At 68.8% G+C, this 19,770-nt stretch carries 17 protein-coding genes and 1 pseudogene; 13 read left to right on the forward strand and 5 right to left on the reverse strand.

From position 1 onward, the window contains the following. Positions 1 to 20: 20 nt before the first annotated feature. Complete coding sequence (locus ACZ49J_RS35040; protein WP_467454577.1) at positions 21 to 1,490, reverse strand: benzaldehyde dehydrogenase; 1,470 nt, start codon at positions 1,488 to 1,490, stop codon at positions 21 to 23. Positions 1,491 to 1,543: 53 nt separating this feature from the next. Beyond that, on the reverse strand, positions 1,544 to 3,187 hold the full coding sequence (locus ACZ49J_RS35045) for an MFS transporter (RefSeq protein WP_467454578.1): 1,644 nt from the start codon (positions 3,185 to 3,187) through the stop codon (positions 1,544 to 1,546). A gap of 220 nt (positions 3,188 to 3,407) precedes the next feature. On the opposite strand from ACZ49J_RS35045, the gene ACZ49J_RS35050 reads away from it, so the two are divergent. The 13 genes from ACZ49J_RS35050 to ACZ49J_RS35110 all read left to right on the forward strand — a co-directional run bounded on the left by ACZ49J_RS35050 (position 3,408) and on the right by ACZ49J_RS35110 (position 18,042). Beyond that, positions 3,408 to 3,902, forward strand: a complete 495-nt coding sequence (locus ACZ49J_RS35050) for a VOC family protein (RefSeq protein ID WP_467454580.1) — start codon at positions 3,408 to 3,410, stop codon at positions 3,900 to 3,902. A gap of 26 nt (positions 3,903 to 3,928) precedes the next feature. Continuing rightward, positions 3,929 to 5,632: a bifunctional 3-(3-hydroxy-phenyl)propionate/3-hydroxycinnamic acid hydroxylase gene (locus ACZ49J_RS35055; protein ID WP_467454582.1), complete on the forward strand. Its 1,704-nt coding sequence runs from the start codon at positions 3,929 to 3,931 to the stop codon at positions 5,630 to 5,632. After that, on the forward strand, positions 5,629 to 6,471 hold the full coding sequence (locus ACZ49J_RS35060; protein WP_467454584.1) for a fumarylacetoacetate hydrolase family protein: 843 nt from the start codon (positions 5,629 to 5,631) through the stop codon (positions 6,469 to 6,471). The genes ACZ49J_RS35055 and ACZ49J_RS35060 overlap by 4 nt, the downstream gene beginning before the upstream one ends. Positions 6,472 to 6,551: 80 nt before the next feature. Next, positions 6,552 to 7,337 (forward strand): IclR family transcriptional regulator, encoded by a 786-nt coding sequence (locus ACZ49J_RS35065; RefSeq protein WP_467454586.1) that lies wholly within the window; start codon positions 6,552 to 6,554, stop codon positions 7,335 to 7,337. A gap of 601 nt (positions 7,338 to 7,938) precedes the next feature. After that, positions 7,939 to 9,420 carry a carotenoid oxygenase family protein gene (locus tag ACZ49J_RS35070; protein WP_467454587.1) on the forward strand — a complete coding sequence of 494 codons (1,482 nt, stop codon included), beginning with the start codon at positions 7,939 to 7,941 and terminating at the stop codon, positions 9,418 to 9,420. Between the two features lie 6 nt (positions 9,421 to 9,426). Beyond that, positions 9,427 to 9,807 (forward strand): nuclear transport factor 2 family protein, encoded by a 381-nt coding sequence (locus ACZ49J_RS35075; protein WP_467454588.1) that lies wholly within the window; start codon positions 9,427 to 9,429, stop codon positions 9,805 to 9,807. A 93-nt stretch (positions 9,808 to 9,900) separates the two neighbouring features. After that, complete coding sequence (locus ACZ49J_RS35080) at positions 9,901 to 11,157, forward strand: MFS transporter (RefSeq protein ID WP_467454653.1); 1,257 nt, start codon at positions 9,901 to 9,903, stop codon at positions 11,155 to 11,157. Positions 11,158 to 11,360: 203 nt separating this feature from the next. Beyond that, positions 11,361 to 12,806: a FadR/GntR family transcriptional regulator gene (locus ACZ49J_RS35085; protein WP_467454589.1), complete on the forward strand. Its 1,446-nt coding sequence runs from the start codon at positions 11,361 to 11,363 to the stop codon at positions 12,804 to 12,806. Positions 12,807 to 12,953: 147 nt separating this feature from the next. Continuing rightward, entirely contained in the window at positions 12,954 to 13,805 is an 852-nt protein-coding gene (locus ACZ49J_RS35090; RefSeq protein ID WP_467454591.1) for a DUF8021 domain-containing protein, read from the forward strand. A 34-nt stretch (positions 13,806 to 13,839) separates the two neighbouring features. Beyond that, a complete protein-coding gene (locus tag ACZ49J_RS35095; RefSeq protein WP_467454593.1) occupies positions 13,840 to 15,144 on the forward strand; it encodes an acyl-CoA dehydrogenase family protein in 1,305 nt (434 codons plus the stop codon). Between the two features lie 18 nt (positions 15,145 to 15,162). Further along, positions 15,163 to 15,963 carry an SDR family NAD(P)-dependent oxidoreductase gene (locus ACZ49J_RS35100; RefSeq protein WP_467454594.1) on the forward strand — a complete coding sequence of 267 codons (801 nt, stop codon included), beginning with the start codon at positions 15,163 to 15,165 and terminating at the stop codon, positions 15,961 to 15,963. Positions 15,964 to 15,993: 30 nt separating this feature from the next. Further along, positions 15,994 to 16,512 carry a flavin reductase family protein gene (locus ACZ49J_RS35105; RefSeq protein WP_467454596.1) on the forward strand — a complete coding sequence of 173 codons (519 nt, stop codon included), beginning with the start codon at positions 15,994 to 15,996 and terminating at the stop codon, positions 16,510 to 16,512. Positions 16,513 to 16,578: 66 nt separating this feature from the next. Continuing rightward, a complete protein-coding gene (locus tag ACZ49J_RS35110; RefSeq protein ID WP_467454598.1) occupies positions 16,579 to 18,042 on the forward strand; it encodes a benzaldehyde dehydrogenase in 1,464 nt (487 codons plus the stop codon). A 25-nt stretch (positions 18,043 to 18,067) separates the two neighbouring features. On the opposite strand, the gene ACZ49J_RS35115 is transcribed toward ACZ49J_RS35110, so the two are convergent. From ACZ49J_RS35115 to ACZ49J_RS35125, 3 genes and pseudogenes are all read right to left on the reverse strand, one after another. Further along, positions 18,068 to 18,316 (reverse strand): hypothetical protein, encoded by a 249-nt coding sequence (locus tag ACZ49J_RS35115; protein ID WP_467454599.1) that lies wholly within the window; start codon positions 18,314 to 18,316, stop codon positions 18,068 to 18,070. 135 nt (positions 18,317 to 18,451) lie between these two features. Beyond that, positions 18,452 to 19,255 (reverse strand): MFS transporter, encoded by an 804-nt coding sequence (locus ACZ49J_RS35120; protein WP_467454665.1) that lies wholly within the window; start codon positions 19,253 to 19,255, stop codon positions 18,452 to 18,454. A 79-nt stretch (positions 19,256 to 19,334) separates the two neighbouring features. Beyond that, a pseudogene (locus tag ACZ49J_RS35125) lies at positions 19,335 to 19,673 on the reverse strand (MFS transporter); the annotation flags it as partial. Positions 19,674 to 19,770: the final 97 nt, after the last annotated feature.

Raw genomic sequence — 19,770 nt, forward strand, 5'->3', positions numbered from 1 at the left:
GGTTTGTGTGCCGGGACGGGTCAGAACGGGTAGCGCGGGAGTTCGCTGCGTACGGTGACCCACTGCTGTTCAGTGAAGGCCTCGAGGTTGGCGACGGCGCCGCCGTGACGGGCGCCGGTGCCGGAGTCGCCGACGCCGCCGAAGGGGATGTTCGGTTCGTCGTTGACCGTCTGGTCGTTGATGTGGACCAGTCCGGTGGGCACGCGCTCCGCCAGGGCGAGGCCCTTCGCAACGTCCCGGGTGAGGATGCCGAGGGACAGTCCGTACTCGGTGCCGGCAGCGAGCCCGGCCGCCTCGTCCAGGTCCCGGAAGGGGACGACGGGCGCGACGGGGCCGAAGATCTCCTCGGCGTAGGCGGGCGCGGTGAGCGGTACGCCGGAGAGCACGGTGGGCCGGTAGAACAGGCCCTCGTAGGTGCCACCCGCGGCGAGCCGGGCGCCGGCCTCGACCGTGTCCGTGACGATGCGGTGGACGTTGTCGCGCTGACCGCTGTCGATGAGCGGTCCGACGGCGACGTCCTCGGTGGCCGGGTCGCCCACCCTGAGTGCGTCGGCGTGCTGGGCGAGCAGAGCGGTGTAGTCGTCGGCGACCGACGCGTGGACAAGGTGACGGCTGCTGGCCATGCAGATCTGGCCGGCGTGGACGAAGGACCCCCAGGCGCCCACCGAGGCAGCCTGCTCCAGGTCGACGTCGTCCATCACGACGAGCGCGGAGTTCCCGCCCAGTTCCAGGTGGACCCGCTTGAGGTGCCGGGCCGCGGCGATACCGATGGCGCGCCCGGCCCGAGTGGAACCCGTGAACGCGATGACAGGAACCTGCGGATGCTCCACGACGGCTGCCCCGACGTCCGCCCCGCCGGGCAGGACATGCAGCAGACCGGCAGGCAGGCCCGCCTCTTCGAAGACACGGGCGAAGACGACACCGCCGCTGATCGCGGTGCGGGGGTCCGGCTTGAGGACGACCGCGTTGCCGAGGGCGAGTGCCGGGGCCACCGCTCGCATGGCCAGGATGATCGGCACGTTGAAGGGGGCGATGACGCCGACGACCCCGACCGGGCCGCGGCGGGAGAAGGACAGCCGCTCCTGTCCGGAACGCAGGAGCTCGCCGTAGGGTGCCCCGGCGAGGGCGGCGGCCTCGTGGCACTCCTCCGCACCGCCGCTGCTGACCTGCAGGGCGGCGAACGGCCGAATCGCACCAGACTCCCGTACCAGCCAGGTCTCGATCTCCTGCTGGTGCTCCTCGAAGAGACGCGCGGCGCGGCGCAAGACAGCGGCACGGTCGGAATACGGCCGCGCGGCCCACTCCCGCTGGGCCCGCACCGCCCGCTCCACCGCCCTGTCCACGTCCGCGGGCGTGGCGGAGCCGACGCGGCCCAGCGTCTTGCCGGTGGCGGGCTCGACGGCGTCGTACTCCTCGCCGGTGCCGCTGATCCACTCACCCGAGCCAGAGAAGATGCGGCCTTCCCAGGTGCTGCTGTCCAGAAGAGTCATGGTGTCCCGTTCCATGTCAGGGGTTGTTACGGCTGTGCCCTCGGGGCTGATGGTCAGGCGCTGGGGAGCGGCTTGACGGAGTTCGGGGCGCCGGCCGGTGCGGTGGCCGCCTCCTGGGCGGACGTTCCGACGGCCATGGCATCATCGGCTCCGCTGTGCCGCAGGGCGAGAGCGGCGATTACCGCGCCTGCCAGGGCGGCGCCGGCGCAGACGTACATGCTGAGGTCAAGGCCCGATTCGAGGGCCTCGCGGGCGAGCGGGGCCACGGTGCCCGACAGGCTGCCGAGGTCGGCGTTGGCGACTGCGAGTGCGCCTCCTTCGGTGTTGACGGCCTCGGCTACGCCCAGAGCCTGTGGCGGAAGGCCGGAGGAGGCGAGCTTGTCGGCCAGGCCGCTGCTCGCCGTGCCGAGGGCGACGGCGCCGACGACCGCGGGGCCGAGGGCCTGCCCGGTCTCTCGGACGAGGCTGGTGACCGCGCTGGCCATGCCGGCGTACCGGATGTCGACCGTGCCGACCGCGACGGCCGTCAGCGACGAGAACATCGTGATGAAGCCGACTCCCATCAGCAGGATCGGTCCGGTCATGGACGCGAGGCCCGTCGCGTCGCCCGGCAGCAGTGCCATCCAGAACTCTCCGGCGGCGAGCGACAGCAGCCCGCCGACCAGCAGGGTGCGGGGGTGCACGCGCTGCAGCAGTTTCGGCAGGAACGGGGTGAGCAGCAGCGGGACCGCCTGAACGAGCGCGAAGGGCAGAGCGGCCTGGAACGGGGAGACGTGGTGGACTGCCTCCAACTTGATGCTGAGCGCATAGGCCGTGCCGATGAAGCCGAACAGGGCGAGCAGTCCGATGGCGGCGGCCGCGGCGAAGGCGGGGGTGCGGAACAGGTCCAGGCGCAGCATCGGCGCCCGTGATCTGCGCTCCACGACGAGGAACGCCGTGAAGGAGGCGGCGGCGAGGACGAAGGCGAGCACGATGTGGGGCTCGGAGTAGCCGTCGCTCGCGCCCTCGATGACGGCGTAGAGCAGCGCCAGCAGGGACACGGCGATGGTGAGCTGGCCGGGCCGGTCGAGGCCGCGGTCGGCGGTGGCCTGGCGGGAGTCGACGACCCAGCGACCGCTGACGGCGGAGGTGACCAGGCCGAGCACCGCGAGCGGAACGAAGGCCCAGCCCCAGTGGGCGTGCTCGGCGATGAAGCCGCTGATCAGCGGGGCGATCATCGCACCGAAGGCGAGGCTGAGTGCCCAGTACGACAGGGCCCTGGCGCGGGCGACGGGCTCCCGGGTGCCCGCGACGATCACCGCCAGCGAGGAGGGGAAGATCGCTGCGGCTCCCAGGCCGGCCATCGCCTGGCCGGCGATCAGCTGGGTCATCGAGCCCGCGGTGGCGACGACCAGGCAGCCGGCCGTGATCAGCAGCCCGCCGAGGACCAGCAGGCGCTTTCGTCCGAACAGGTCGCCGAGGACGCCGAAGTTCAGCTCCAGGATGGCCGTCGGGAGGATGAACGCGGCCGGGATCCAGGCCAGGGCGGCGGCCGACGCCCCGAGGTCCTGCTGTATCTCACCGATGAGCGGCGAGGCCAGGGGAATGCCGATCTGAGCCACGCAGATGGCGAAGCAGGCCGCCACCAGCGTGGCGCGGCCCAGCGGAGCGGGCGTGTTCGGAGAGGGAGCGGGGCTCTCGGCAGCGGGATCGGTCATGAGGGATGCCTCCGGCGGTGCTCCGTGGACGCCGTTGACTGAGCGACGCACCGGACACCATGTCTCGAAAACCCGGACGTGGGTTTCATTTAGCAGGACCGTGCACTGTGGACTTGCCTTCAGTCAAGGGGCATGAAGGCGGAATTTCGCGATTGACGACCGGAGATCCGACCGTTAGCGTCCTATACATCAGTTACTCAGTCCTGACATTGGAGACAGTATGAGCATCACTGGGCTCGGGCACACGGGCTTCTGGGTCGACGACCTCGAAAAGATGCGCGACTTCTACAGCCGGGTCCTGGGGCTGACGGTGACCGATGAGGACGAGGAGCGGCGCATCGTGTTCTTCTCGTCCCGCCCGGACGAGGAGCACCACGAGTTCGTGCTCCAGGAGGGCCGGACCGCCCCGGCCGGAAGCAAGCTCACGCACCAGGTGTCTTGGCGGGTGGACTCACTGGAGTCGATCATCGACTTCCACCACCGGTTCCGCGCCGAGGGCATCGAGGTCCAGCAGGAGGTCACCCACGGCAACGCGATCGGGATCTACTTCTTCGATCCCGAGGGCAACCGCAACGAGGTCTACCTGCGCATCGAGCGGGACGTGCGCCAGCCGTTCCGCAAGACGTTGAACCTCGACCAGTCCCCCGAGGAGATCTTCGCCGAGGCCGAGCGGCTGCTGACCGAGGGCGGCCCCGCCTACCAGCCCGTCCAGTAATCCACGGCCCGTGACGGAGTGCTCTCATGACTGAACCACCACCGGCTCCCCAGCCGAGATCTCTGTCCCACCACCGGCCCGCCGTACTGGTCGTCGGCGCCGGCCCGACCGGTCTTACGGCCGCCCATCTGCTCGGCTCCCGGGGGGTACGGGTGTTGCTGGTCGAGCGCAACGCCACCACCAGCGACGCGGCCAAGGCGATCAGCCTCGACGACGAGTCCCTGCGCACCCTCCAGTCCGCCGGTCTAGACGAGGCGGTGTACCCGATCATCGTGCCGGGCACCGGGACCAGGTACTTCGGCGCCGACGGACGCCCCCTCGTGCACGCCCGCGGCACCGGCGACAAGCGGTACGGCCACCCCTTCAAGAATCCCTTCGCCCAGCCCGACCTCGAACGGGTCCTGTGCGAGCAGCTGCGCCTCCTCCCGGACGTCGATGTCCGCTTCGACACCCGGCTGACGAACCTCAGTCCTCACTCCGACGGGGTGCGTGCCACTCTCCGGACCGGCGGCGAGGACGGCCTGGTCGAGGAGGTGGACGTCTCCTACGTCCTCGGCTGCGATGGCGGCCGCAGCACCGTACGCGACCTGCTGTCCATCCCCATGCAGGGGCGCAGCTTCCCCGAGGTGTGGCTGGTCGTCGACACGCTGGAGGACGGCCACGACCAGCGCTACGGCATGCACCACGGCGACCCCGACCGACCCGTCGTCATCGTCCCGGGCCAGGACGGGCGTTGCCGCTACGAGTTCCGCCTCAAGCCGGGCGAGTGCGAGGCCGGTACCTCTCCCCCGTTCGCCCTCGTGCGCGAACTCCTGCGGCCCCACCGGGAGATCACGCCCGACCAGATCGAGCGCGCGGTCGCCTACAGCTTCCACGCGTTGCTGGCCGACCGGCTGCGCGAGGGCCGCTGCTTCGTGCTCGGCGACGCCGCGCACATGATGCCGCCGTTCGCCGGCCAGGGCCTCAATTCAGGGGTGCGGGACGCGGCCAACCTGTGCTGGAAGATCTCCGAGGTGTTGGCGGGCCGGGCCGGTGACGCGCTGCTCGACACCTACGACAGCGAGCGGCGCCCGCACGCCCGGGCCGTGATCGACCTCTCCGTGCGGCTCGGCCGGATCGTCATGACCACCAGCCGACCGGGTGCGCTGCTGCGCGACGTGCTGGTGCGTACTGCCATGCACATCCCGCCGGCTCGCCGCTACCTCACCGAGATGCGCTACCGCCCCGACACCCGGCTACGGGCGGGGGCCGTCCTCCCGACGGACGGCGCGGGCAGTGGACTGGTCGGCACGATGCTGCCGCAGCCACGGGTGCTGCACGGACCACACCACCGCCCCGCACGGTTCGACGACATCCTCGGACAGGGCTGGAGCCTGCTGGGGATCGGCGTGAGCGACACCGACTGGGCAACCGTCGCCCGGGCCGGCCTCCCCGAGGCCACCGCCGTGGATGTCTTCCTGGACGACCGCACACCGCGTGACCGGGCCGGCCGAACGGGGATCGCCGACGCCGACGGCCGGCTCGACGCCCTCCTCGCCGGGCTGACCGGATCCTTCGTCCTCGTACGTCCTGACCGGTTCGTGGCCGCCGTATTCGCCCCCGATCGGGCCCAGTACGTCGGCGTGACGCTGCGGCGCTTCGCACGCCCCCGCCCCACCACGGGCACCACCACCGCCACCTCCGATCTCGCCCCCGAGATCCCGTACGACTCCCCAGGAGTACCCCGATGAGACTGAGCACCGTCCGTATCGCCGACGACCGCGTGACCTCCGCCGCCCGGCAGGAAGGCGACGAACTCGTCCTGCTCCCCTACGCCGACGTGGGCGCGCTGCTTGCAGCCGGCGACGACTGGCACGAGCGTGCGGCCTCCGCCGACGGCGAGCGCCTGCCCCTGGCCGAGTCGTCACTCGCCCCACTGGTCCCCCACCCGAACAAGATCGTCTGCCTGGGTCTCAACTACGCCACGCACATCAAGGAGATGGGCCGCCCCACCCCCGCCCATCCCACCCTCTTCGCGAAGTACGACGGCTCCCTGATCGGCGCCCACGACGACATCCACACGCCGCCGGTCAGCGACGATCTCGACTGGGAAGCCGAGTTGGCAGTCGTCGTCGGACGCCCCGGCCGCCACGTGTCGCGCGACAAGGCCCTGGAGTACGTCGCCGGCTACACGGTCGCCAACGACGTCACCGTGCGGGACTGGCAGCACCGTACCCGTGAGTTCCTCTCCGGCAAGACCTTCGAGGCCACCACCCCGGTCGGGCCCGCGCTGGTCACCGCCGACGAACTCCCGCCCGGTGCCTCGGGGTTGGACATCTCCTGCAGCGTCGACGGGCACACCATGCAGAAGTCCAACACCGCGGACCTGCTCTTCGACGTGGCCGAGACCGTCGCGTACATCAGCACCATCATCACGCTGCTGCCCGGCGACCTGATCCTCACCGGCACCCCGGGCGGCGTGGGCGCCGGTCGCGATCCGAAGGTGTTCCTTCGCCCCGGACAGGAACTGATCACCACGGTGGAAGGCATCGGGGAACTCCGCAACACCGTCATCAAGGAACAGCTGTGAACCATGACCACAGGACAACCGGCGACCATGCGGCACCGCAGGGTCTCCATCGGCCCACGCCCACCCACTAGAGTTCTCGTATGTCAGGAAACATGTCTCCCAGCTACCGCGAGCGCAACTCCACGGCCGACCGGGCACTGGACATCCTGACCATGTTCGACGACGTCCATCTCGTCGTCTCCGGAGCCGCCGTGGCCGAGCGGCTCGGCGTGGCGCGCTCCACCGCGTACCGCTACCTCCAGAGTCTGGTGGCCGGGCGTTTCCTCGAAGAAGCCCCGGGCGGCGGCTTCCGGCTCGGCCTACGAGTGTTGGAGATCGCCCGACTGGCCCGCCGCAGCTACGGCCTCTCCGAGATCGCGGTGCCGTCGATGGAATCGCTCGCCGAGGAGGTGCACGAAACCGTGCTGCTGACCCGGCGCACCGGTGATCTGGTGGTCTGCGTGGACCGCGCGGAAAGCCCACGCGCGGTGCGGATCTCGTACGAGCGCGGCAGCGCCCTGCCGATCAACGCCGGCGCCTCCGCCCTCGTCCTGCTGGCCTGGAGCCCGGACGACGAAGCCCGCGGGCTGCTGCAGAGCGCCGAACTGCGACGCTTCACCTCGGCCACTCTCACCGACGTCGACGCCCTGATGGAACGACTCGGCCGGATTCGCCGCATCGGCTACTCCGTCACCCGCGGCGAACTGGATCCCGACGTGGTCGGCATCGCCGCCCCGATCCGGGACGAGAACAAGCAGGTGGTCGCGGCGGTCAGCGTGGCCGCCCTCGCCTCCCGGGTCTACCCGGAGGCCGAGACGGAGATCGCTCAGAAGGTTCTGGCCACCGCGCAGGAGATCAGCGAGCGGATGGCCGTCGTCGCGGGCTGACCCCTGGTCCTGCTCCGTCCGGGCGGGGTGGCGCGGCAAGCCGTGTCAGGGCTCGACCGGGCGCCAGGCACACAATTGTTCAGTATCACGGCACCGGCCCTTTGCGGGCAAGGTGGACGCCCCCGAGGCCCGGCGATTCGTCGGCGAGGCGATGGAAGGCGGTGTCGTCCTGCGCGCCGACGAAGACATGACCGTCGCGCACAAAGAGCTCGGCTCGACAGCCGTGGGGCAGAACAGCCCCAACTCCTTACTCGAAGGACATAGTCGGGCTCGACACAGATGACTTCGCTCGACCAAGTGATCAGCGGCTCACAGGAAACGTCGACCAGCCATTGACCCTCACCGGTGTCAGCAAGCAACACGGATCACAAGGCAGATGCACAGCCGAGCGGAGTTCGCGCGACAACGCTCGCCGGGACCGTAGCGCCGATCAGAAACACCCAGGTCAGCGGCGTGCGAGACGCCTGGTACCTGCCAGCCGTCACCGGAAGTGGGATGCGGTGATTCCACCGTCTGGTTTGGGCAGCGACCGCGTCTTACTGTCAGAAAACCGCAGCTCGTGGCGAAATTCTGCGCGACGGCAGTCAAAGGAGACGGCTTCATGGCAAAGACTTTTCCACCCGAAATCACCATGGGAATGGACGAGCCGTGCCGGTTCGATATCGAGGTGTTCGATCTGGAGGTCCTCGAGGGCACAGTACCCGCGGACATCGACGGTCTGTTCGTCCAGGCGGTTCCCGACCAGGTGTATGTTCCCGAGGTCCCGGTGCTGTGGCCGATGACCACCGCTGCGGGCGGGGACGGTGCGGTACGCGCGTTCCGTATCAAGGACGGCTGCGTCGACTTCCGGACGCGCTATGTACGCACCGAGCGTTTTCTGCTCGAGCGCGAGGCCCGCCGATCCCTTTACGGGAATTACCGGGATCCGTTCTCCGACGACCCGAGCGTCGCCGGCACGAGCCGTACGACGGCGAACACCGCCATCTACTTCCACGCCGGCCGGATGCTGGCGTCGAAGGAAGACGGACTGCCGTACGAGATCGATCCCGTAACCCTCGAGACCCGGGGCGTATGGGATGCGTACGGCGATATCACGAGTCTGACCTTCACGGCCCACCCGAAATTCGACTCGGACACCGGCGAGATGTTCGGTTTCGGTTACGCCGCGAAAGGCGAGACCACGCGCGACATCGCCTACTACGTGATCGACGCCTCGGGCAAGGTGATCCACGAGGCCTGGTTCGAGGCACCGTACTCGGCCATGATCCACGATTGCGCGCTGACCAAGAACTTCATGCTCTTCCCGGTCATGCCCATCACCAGCGACCTCGACCGTCTGAAGGCCGGCGGCCCGCACTTCGTGTACGACGGCGACCTTCCGCAGGTCTTCGGAGTCATCCCGCGCTTCGGTGATGCTTCCGAGGTGCGCTGGTTCCAGGCCCCGCCGGCCTTTCCCGGCCACACGATCAACGCCTACGAGGAGGACGGCGTCATCGTCTTCGACCTGTACGAGGCGGACGGCAACGGCTTCGCACCGGTCGTGCCCGACAAGAACGGCAGGCCGACACCGCCTGGCAGCGTCACCACACGGCATGTGCGCTGGCACATCGACTACCACACCGGCGAGGAGCGGCTCACCGAGCGGGAGGTGCTGGCAGTCGTCAACGGCGAAGGGCCGCACATCGACCCGCGCCGCGAGTCGAAGCCGTACCGCCACGTCTTCGTGCCGACGCTCGACCGCGACAAGCTCGAGACCGACGTCAACGGCCGCCCATATCCGGTGATGTTCAACCAGCTCAGCCACTTCGACCTGGTAGCCGGGACCCGTGACGACTGGTATCCCGGGCCCGCCGCGACGTTCCAGGACCCTGTGTACTTCACCAAGTCCCCTGAGTCCGCGGAGGACGACGGCTATCTGATCGCCACGCTCAACTGGCCGACAGAAAAGCGCAGCGAACTCGTCATCCTCGACACGCTCGACCTCGCAAGCGGGCCGGTCGCCCGGCTGCGGCTTCCTGTACGCATGCGCCTCGGAATCCATTCGACATGGATCGACGGCACCCTCGTCCCCTCCTGGAGGTAACCCACCATGTCCGGCGACCAGCCCAAGGACATCGTGCTCAAGATGATGTCACTCCTCGTCGATCCCTCAACCTCGGAACAGGCGCGCGAATACCTCACCGAGTCCTACGTCCAGCACAATCCCAACATCGCCTCGGGAGCCGACGCGATCATCGAGTGGACGAAAACCGATCAGGCTCGCGTAGCACGGGAATCCATGCGCCCTGCGCCCGAACCTCCGGTATTCGTCACCGAAGGAGACAAGGTCGTCATGATGCTGGCCCGGGACCTGCCCGACCCGGACGACCCGGGCAAGACCTATCGCTCCTACTGGTTCGACATGTGGCGGATCGAGGACGGCAAGCTCGCCGAGCACTGGGACGGCGCTCCCAAGGAAGCAGCAGGATAGACGTCGAATTCGGGCAACGGAGCCCGGTCGCGAGAGGGTTTTCGAATGTCATCTTATCCTCGCATCTCCGCTACAGTGGCCGCCTTCTTCTGCATGTCCTTCGGCATGTCGGCCATTTACGTCGGATCTCTGTCGGTCTTTCTCGGTCCGGTTTCGGCATCGATGGGTTGGGGCGTTTCCGTCTTCACCTTGGTGTTCACGGTGTCCGCCTACATCGGTGCTTTCAGTACTCCCTTCAGCGGGCGCCTGATCGACAGGGTCGGGGTGCGGATCCCGGTCACCATCGGTATCGCGACCTTCGCTCTGGGGCTGTTCGGCCTGTCCCAGATACATTCAACCGGCTTCGTGTTCTGGGCATCCGCCGTCTGCATCGGCATCGGTGCCGCACTGGCCGGGCCGGTAGCCCACGTGCGCGTCGTCTCCTCGTGGTGGGATACCAACCGGGCGCTCGCCCTCGGCCTGGTGGTCGCGGTGGCCCCCTCACTGTCGCAGTCCCTGGTCGCGCCGGTGGCGCGATGGCTGATCGACGCATTCGGCTGGCGCACCGCCTACGAGGTGCTGGCCGCCGCTGTCCTGGTCGTCGGATGCACATCGGCCCTGTTCTTCCTGAAGGTGCGGAGCACGGATGCCGCCACAAATTCCCCGGCTGCTGTCACGCCGTCCCCGGCGGTCTTCGAAGGCGTGCCCGCGAAGCGGGCATACCGGTCCCGAACCTTCTGGACCCTGACGGCGGCGGAGTGCCTCGCGACGAGTTCGTTGATCGGCACGCAGGCGCACATGGTGCACTGGTTCACCGGCCGCGGCGTCACCGGCGGCACGGCGACCTTCCTGGTGTCCCTCATGGCGGTGTCCGGGATGGTCGGCGTGCTCTTCTCCGGCTCTCTCACCGACCGCATCAGGTCGCACCGCGTCGCCGCCGTGCTCTACACCCTGCCGGCGATCAGCCTGGCGCTGCTTCTCGCCGCCGGGAGCACCTTGTGGATGCTGGGCGTCGGAGTCGTCCTGATGGGATGCGCGCTGACCGCCGTGACACTCCTGTTGCCCTACCTGGTCACCCGGTACTTCGGGCTTCGGGCATCCGCCGAGATATTCGGCATCAGCCTCGCGTGCAGCATGATCAGCATCGGAACCGGGCCCACGCTGATCGGTATAGGCTTCGACACCTCCGGCAGCTACACCCTCCCGATCTCACTCGCCGTGGCCGCCACCACCGTTTCCGCGCTGCTCATGTTCACCCTGAAGCCGTACACCTACGCGGTGGTCAAGCCCGCTCCTCGCGATGCGAGCAGGACGCACACGGTCCCGGGCGTGACGGACACACGCCTCTCCGGACAGGAGGCAACCCCCTAGCGTCGGCGAACCGCCGGCAACCGAGTGCGATCACGCCCGTTGCTCCGCCGTACCCCCGGATCTAAGGGACAGCGATGAACACAACCAGACGCTCTCGCGGGCCCTCCGATGGCCCCGGCGGAGCACGGCGCCCCCGTACGACCGGAGCGACCGGAGCGACCGGAGCGACCGGAGCGACCGGAGCGACCGGAGCGACCGGAAACATGCTGTCGGAGCTCTACTCCAGCGTGGTCGGCGACCAGGAGCGACTGACCAAGCTGCCTCTGGTCGTCTCCCGGGACATGGAGGAGCGTTTCATCCGCGATGGCTGGCCGGTCGGCAAGGTCTACGGCAGCGAGGCCGACATGGCCGCGTACTACGGCGTCGGCCGGGACGTCATGCGGGAGGCCGTACGCGTGCTGGAGGCACGTGACGAGGTGCGGGTACGGCGCGGCCCGCATGGCGGCATCGCAGTCGCCAGGCCGGGCGGCACACATCTGCTGGTCATGATCGGCGGTTACGCCTACCTCACCGGCCTGGGACTGCCAGACATCGTCGAGGCGTGGAGTGCCGTGCACATCAGCGCCGTACGTCTCATAGGTGACCGGTCACGGCAGGCCGGCGGCAGGCCGCTGTGGGAGAGCCAGGCGGCGGACGACGGCGAGATACCGGACACCGCCGGGCTGCTCGGGCGGTTCGCCGCCGAGGTGATCGGCGCAAGCGACAGCGGTCCGCTGAAGTACTTCAACGACGTCCTGGCCCCACTGCTGCCGCGGATGAGTACCGCCCTGGGGGCCGACGCGCTGGCCGACATACGACAGCGGATCATCCATGACCTCGATCGCGGGCGTACGGAGGACGCCGTGCGTCAGGCGCGTACGCTCTTCTGCGGCGCGGCGCGGGACACCCTCGCGCAGGTCGCACGGACGGGCGGCTGGCAGGGAACGCCGGTGCCGGAGCCGCTCGAGCAGATGCGCATACCCGCGTTCGCGGCCGTGCGGCGGATGATGTCGGAGATCACGCCAGCCGAATGGGTGCGAGGCCGGCCACTGGGCAACGAGTGCGAACTGGCCGAACGATTCGGCGTCGATCGCAGCGTCATCCGCCAGGCGATCCGCATGATGGAGGACGCGGAGACGGCGGTCACGTTGCCCGGACGCGGACACGGCCTGGTGACCCGGTGCCCGGGACCGGCCCCCCTGAGCCGTCAGGTCTGCGTCTACCTCGCATCGCACTCCGAACCGCCTGAGGGCGCCGCCCTGGCACTCGGCAGTCTCATGATCGAGATGGCCGAGATCGCCGCCCGGAAGACAGGTCCCCGCGATGCCGAGCTTTTCGACGCGCTCTTCGATGAACTGCGGCAACTGACAAGTGCCGCACCAATAGCCAGTCTCCAGCTGATCGAAAGGCTGCAGAACCGCCTGGCGCGCAACGTGCTGCTGTCGCTCTTCGTGAATGGCATCAAGGCCTATGTGTCCTGGAGCATGAGCGAGGAGTTGCATGCGCCGTCCTGGGTCATCGAGTTTTTCGCCCAGTCCACACATGACGTCCTGCGGGCCATCGGCCGTCGTGACGCACCGGAAGCAGCCCGGCTTCAGGCCGTGAAACAGGAAATGCTCGCGAAGTACCGCCAAGCTGTGCTCGAAGGGCAGGAGCCGGAATTCCGGTGAAACCGGTGAATCGCACCCGGTCCCTTCGCAGTCGATAACCCTGGCAGACCCGAATACGCCGTCTGGTTACCGAGAGGGCCGAGGCCTAGGGTCAATCTGCGTGGGCCGACAGAAAACATCCACGCGAAGAGCAGGAGGCAGGCGGGAATGCGAACCCTGACAGGTGGTGTCGGAATGGCGCACGGCTGGGAACCCGAGCGGGACCTTTTCAGGCACGGGGAGAGCTTCCTGCAGAGCTTGGTGGGGCACGATCCGGGCCTCGCGAGCCTCGCGCACTCTTTCCGGGCGACGGAGAACGCCGATGAGGTCGCACCAGGACAGGGGCTCTGGGCGACCGCCGAGGATTTCCTCGGCCTGCAGACCTTCGCCGATCCGGTCCAGGGCCAGCTCATGACCATGGGGGTCGTCGTCACGGCGGGACAACGCCGGCCGTTCGGCCTGCGACTGAAGGTCGTCGGGGACGAGGTGACCGAGGCAGAGGCTGTCATCAGTACCGATCCGAGCGGGCACTTCGCCGATGTGGACCAGTTGCTGGCACCCGATGTGCTCTACGACGCACCGGTTCCGGCCGACCGAGCCTGCGACCGCGACGGGCTGGTCCTCGCGGCGGACAGCTACTGGACCGCACTGCAGGAAAGCGACGGCAGCCTGGCTCGCTTCGGATACCGATGTGACCGTTACGACAACGGCAAGAAGGTGACGAACACCCTCACCACTCTGCTGTCTCCGGACGCCACCGTGCACACCGTCGCGAGTTGCCTGAACAACACCCGAGGCGCCAGGCCGAAGGCCCGTGGGCGTCGCTGTCCCGTTGTCGACGTGGCCCGCGGAATCGCGGCGAGTGTGGTCGTCGTCGACTTCCATCCCGTTCCCGGCAGCCCGCGGCCCGACAGCGGCTCTTTTTACATGATGGCCTTTTTCAAAGTGGTCGACAACGAAATACGCAGTATCGACGAGATACGAGAAATCCTGCCGCTCGGCACGCCGTCGGCCTGGTGAGCGAAAGGATATGCATATGAAAGAAACGCCAGATATGACTGAACCAGGGTTCATCCACGAGTCGCCGTTCACGACAGCGGAGGGGCGCCGCATCCGTGACGCCGTGCGGGCAGCGGTACCGCTGATCCGGGAGAACGCCCCGGAAGGTGAGAAGATCGGCTGTCTCCCGCCGCCCACGCTCGATGCGCTGCACGAGGCCGGAGCGTTCCGGGCCTCGGTGCCGATGGAATTCGGCGGCTATGCCTTGGGGGCGCGCGATCTGGCCGAAATCGTGAGCGCGGCGGCGAGCGGCGACGGATCGGCGGGCTGGACCACCATGATCGCGAGCGGGTTCACCCGGGTCATGCTCACCTTCCCGCAGGAGACGGTCACCGAGGTCTACGCACGCGCTCCGCAGTGGCCGGGGCCGGTCGTGGCGAGCGCCTCGCTGTTCTCGGAGAGGATCCAGAAGGCCCGCCCGGTTCCGGGCGGCTACCTGATCGAGGCCGGGAACAAGTGGGGCTTCGGCAGCGGCTCCAAGCACGCCGCCTATCTGGTCGTCGGCATCGAGGTGGAAACCGCCCCTGGCACCACGACGCGCGCGATGGCACTGCTGGAGAAGGGCCAGTACGAGATCGTCGACGACTGGCACGTCATGGGACTGTCCGGTTCGTCCAGCAACAGCGTCACGACACCTACGGAAGTCTTCGTCCCCGAACGGCGCGTCGCGGATCTCGCCGGTATGCCGGGGCGTCTGGACGGCCTGCACCAACGCTACGCGGGGCTGGGCTTTGCCCTCGACGCCCGAGGCCTGATGCTCATCGTGGCCATGGAGACCATGGCTGTGGTCCTGGGAATGGCCAAGGGCGCCTTCGACTGCTTCGTCGACCAGAGCCGGCGCAAGAAGCCTTTCAATCTCCCCTACGACACGCTGGCCGCCACTCCGTCGGTGCAGGTCGTCGCGGGCAAGACGCGCGCCATGATCAACGCGGCGGAAAGCCTGCTGTTCGGCCGCGCGGATCACATCGACCGCAAGGCGCGCGCCGGACAGCCGTTCACGGCGGCCGAGGAGTCCGAGATCACCATGGACTTCGTGCACGCCGGCAGTGTCTGTGGTGCCGCCATCGACGCGATACAGATCGCGCTCGGCTCGTCCACGGTCAGTCTGCGCAACCCGATTCAGCGCTTCGCACGCGATGCGCGGGTGGCGTTGACGCACGGCTCCACCCGGCTCGACCCGGCGGCGGAGATCAGCGGACGGCATCTCCTGGGGCAGACACCGTTCACCGACGGCATGGCGGCCGTGCCCGGTGTGGCCAAGGCCGCAGAGGCCCCGCGGATCGTCGAACCCGTCGCTTGAGCTGGACCAGGAGACATCATGAACCTCGAACTGAACGGCAAGCGGGTCCTCGTCACCGGCAGCAGCTCGGGCATCGGCACCAGTATCGCGCTGGCACTGGCTGACGAGGGCGCCCACGTCGTCGTGCACGGCCGGAACCGGGAGCGCACGTCCAAGATCGCGGCGATGATCCGGGAGAACGGTGGCCAGGCCGACGAGGTGCTCGGCGACCTCACGGACGCCGACCAGGTCGACGCCGTCTGCCGACGGCTGCTCGACTCCGGCGGCGTGGACATCCTGGTCAACAACGCGGGCGGACGCCACGGAGGCTGGGAGCGCGACGGCTGGTTCGGGACCTCGCCCGGCAACTGGCTCGAGACGTACAAGCTGAACGTGATCTCGACCGCAGCCCTGGTCAACAGCCTGGTACCCGCCATGAGGGAGCGCGGCTGGGGACGCGTCATCCAGATCGCCAGCGCCATCGCCCTGCACCAACCGCCCAATTTCCCCGACTACCAGGCGGCCAAGGCAGCGGAGATCAACATGACACGCAGCCTGTCCCGCGGCCTGGCCGGAACCGGCATCACGGCCAACTCCATCAGTGCCGGCATCATCCACACGCCCGGCTCCGCCGCGGAACTCGCCGCCATCGCTGCCGAGATGCGGCTGGAGGGCGGGTGGCAGGCGCACGAGCGCCACATCGCCGTCGAGGTGTTCCGCCAGACCGCCGGCCGCATCGGTCGGCCGGAGGACATCGCCGCCGCCGTCTCCTACCTGGCCAGCCCCCGCGCCGACTTCGTGACTGGCGTCAACCTGGTCATCGACGGCGGCATCAACTGAACCGCTCAGGCGGCGAGGAGAGAAGTGTCGATGCAAGCATCCCCGGAGACGCCCGAAGAGCTGCGCCACGCGTTCGGTCACCTGCCGTCCGGAGTGGTGGCGGTCTGCGCCCTCGTGGGTGGTCGGCCCGTCGGGATGGCGGCGAGCTCGTTCGTGCCGGTCTCCTTGAAACCGCCGTTGGTGTCGTTCTGTGCGGCACGCACTTCCCGCACGTGGGAGGCGCTGCGCCAGGTGCCGAGCCTCGGTGTCAGCGTGCTCGCCGAGGACCACGGGACCCTGTGCCGGGCGCTCGCCTCCTCGGCAGAAGATCGTTTCGCGGATGTCCGATGGGAGGCCGGGGAATCCGGCGCGGTCTTCCTGCCGGGCACGGTGCTGTGGCTGGAATGCGCGCTGGACTCGGAAGTCGAGGCGGGCGACCACGTGATCGCCGTGCTGCGGCTGCACGGGACCGCATTGTTTCCGCAGGTCAGGCCGCTGGTGTTCCACCAAGGGCACTTCGAGCGACTCGGCCCGTCCCAGCCCCCCGCCCGGACACATGCTTCGGCGTGACCGACGGGCGGCGATGTCAATCGCGCAGCGGCTGACCCCCCATCACCCTACGAGGAGCAGAACATCATGACGTTTATGGAAGCAGGCGACTGGTCGGAGAGGATTTTCTCCGGTGAGTGGATCAAGGGTTCGGGCGAGGTCTACGACGCGCTCGAGCCGGCGACCGGTGAGACCCTGGGGCGTGTCGGTGCGGCCACGCCCGACGATCTGGGCCGGGCCGTGGGGCAGGCGGTGCGGGCGCAGCAGCAGTGGGCGGCGCTGCCGTACGTCGAACGGGCACAGGTCCTGCGGCGTGCTGCGCACCTGTTCGAGGAGCACCACTTCGAGATCGCCGACTGGATCGTGCGGGAGTCGGGGGCGCTGAGGGCGTTCGCAGAGTTCCAGACCTCCAACGGGGCAGCGGAGGAGTGCCACGAAGCCGCGGCGCTGTCCGCGGCGCCGTTTGGGGAGGTGCTCCGCTCCGTGGAGGACCGGCTGTCGTTCTCCCGTCGGCGCCCGGTCGGCGTTGTCGGTGTGATCTCCCCGTTCAACGCACCGATGGTGCTGGCGATGCGAGCGGTGGCGCCGGCGCTGGCTCTGGGAAACGCCGTCGTCCTCAAGCCCGACCCCCGGACCGCGATCTGCGGCGGTGTGGTGATCGCGAGGGTTTTCGAGGAGGCGGGGCTCCCCAGCGGCCTGCTGCACGTACTGCCGGGGGGCGCTGACGTCGGCGCGGCACTGGTGGATCACCCCCAGGTGCCCGTGATCGCCTTCACCGGATCCACGAGGGCCGGAAAAGCGATCGCGGCAGCGGCAACGCGGCATCTGAAGCGCGTCCACCTCGAACTGGGGGGCAACTCGGCGCTGATCGTCCTGGACGACGTGGATGTGGAGAAGGCGGCGTCCGCGGGGGCGTTCGGCTCCTTCCACCATGCGGGGCAGATCTGCATGGCCTCAAGCAGGCATCTAGTGCACGCGTCGATCGCCGAGGAGTACGTCGGATCGCTGGTCCGGCGGGCGAATGCCGTGACAGTGGGAGACCCGGCGAGGAGCGAGGTGGCAGTTGGCCCCATGATCGACGAGCAGCAGTTGCAGGCCGCGCACGCCGTCGTCACCGACACCGTGGCGGCAGGAGCCCGGCTCGTGGCAGGCGGCACCTACGAGGGCCTTCTGTACCGGCCGACCGTGCTGACCGACGTCCCCTTGACCGCACGCGCCTACCAGGAAGAGATATTCGGCCCGGTCGCACCCGTGGTGCCCTTCCACAATCTGGACGAGGCGGTGAGGCTGGCCACCGGAACCGAGTACGGACTCTCGCTGGGCGTGCTGACCCGGGACATCGCCAAGGGGCTGGCACTGGCCGAACGCATTCCCACTGGGCTGGTGCACATCAACGACCAGACGGTCAACGACGAGGCGACCGTGCCGTTCGGCGGTCGCGGCGACTCCGGCAACGGTTCCCGTCACGGCGGCGCCACCGCGAACCTCGAGGCCTTCACCGAGCAGCAGTGGGTGACCGTCCGGGGCGACATCCCCGCCTACCCATTCTGATTCCAGGCTGCCCCCCGCGCAGAGCTCAGGCCACAGGTTGCCGGGATCGCGGGGCGCGTCGCCGAGTTCGAGGGGGACCAGGTGGTTCCTCGTAGTCGGCGATGTTGGTGTCGAAGTATCCGTAGTCGATGATGCCCTGGGCCTTGAGCGGGTTGGTGTAGGACGTCGGAGGACGGACCGTGGCGGTCCATCCGGATACGCAGATGGCGCTGTTGATGGTCGACTGGGTGACGTCCGGGTTGTAGGCGCCGGGCGTGCAGGAGGCGTCCGGCAACGGCAGGCGGGCGGTCGGGCAGGTCGATGCCTGGGCAGTGCCGGCCGAAGCGGCGATCAGGCCGCGGCGGCCGCGATGGCCAGGGCGCCGGTGGTGGCGGTGAGGCGACGCATGGAAAAACCTGTCGCCACGGGGTCACGGCTGCGACAGGACCGTGACGCGCTCGGATGGGCGGCTGCGGGCTCCTGACATCGCTGTGAGCGCGACCGCGGCAGCGAGCGCGAGTGCTATGAGCACGGCGCTGGAGACCATGAAGGCGAGATCCACTCCGATGTATCCGATGACGCTGGAGGCCAGGAACGGCGACACCGCCAGCGCGCCGGCGATACCGGCCTCCCACAGGCCCAGGGCCTTGGCGAGGTGGGCCTCGGGGATGCGCTGTTGGACGAAGGCGATCAGCGGGATGTCGGTCAGGGCGGACGCGAGTCCGGCGACGGCGAGGAGCACGGCGATAGCCGCAGGCGCGTGGACCAGGCCCAGCGGAAGACGGAAGGCTCCGAGCAAAGCCCAGGCCAGGACCGCGGTCACGGCGAGTCTGGGCAGCGGCAGGCGTACGAGCACCAAGGCGCCGGCGATCTCGGCGAGGCCGGCGATGCCCAGCGTGAGCCCGTACTCACCGCCTTGGCCGACCAGAACCACCAGACCGACGGCCAGGAACCCACTGGCCACGGCGAGCGCGAGGACGAAGGTCGCGATGACGACCAGCACATCGGGCGCCGTCCGCAGGGCCGCGAGGCCGGCGGCGAGGTCCGCGCCCAGCCGGACGCGCGGGCCGGCCGGGGCGGGACGGCGGACGCGCAGTGCCGACAGGGCCGCCGCGGAGACCAGGAAGGTGAGCCCGTCCGCTGCCATGACCAGCGGGAAGGAGCCGAAGGCGAGCAGCGGGGTGAGCAGCAGCGGTCCGACGAAGAAGGCGGCTCTGAAGGCGACCTGGAGCACGCCGTTGGCCTGCTGCAGGGTGTTCGGCCGGCACGATCTGGGGCACGATCGCGTTCCGTGCCGGTGCGAAGGGCGCGCCGATGAGGGCCAGCAGGGCCGTTCCCAGGACCAGTACGGTCAGGTTCAGCGCACCTGCCAGCAGCATCCCCGCCCCGGCGGCCACCATGGCCGCGCGGGCGAGGTCGGTGCCGATCATCAGGCGTCTGCGGTCGTAGCGGTCGGCGTACGAGGCGGCCACGAAGGTGGCCAGGAACGCCGGGGCGTACGCGGCCACGGTGACGAGCGCGACCGCCGACGGGTTGTGGGTGAGGGCCCATGCCTGCCAGGCGACGGCGGCGGTGTACAGGCCGTCGCCGAGTTCGGAGACGCCCTGGCCGACGAAGAGCAGCAGGAGGTTGCGGTCGCTGAGCAGTGCCATGCCGAAAGGGTCCTCGGCGGCCACCGCACCGCTCAACTTATTCGTCGGAACACAGATCTGGAGTCGTGGCTGCGACAGGAGTGCCTCAAGGGTCTCG

The organism is Streptomyces sp. NPDC030840 (genome assembly GCF_055572015.1).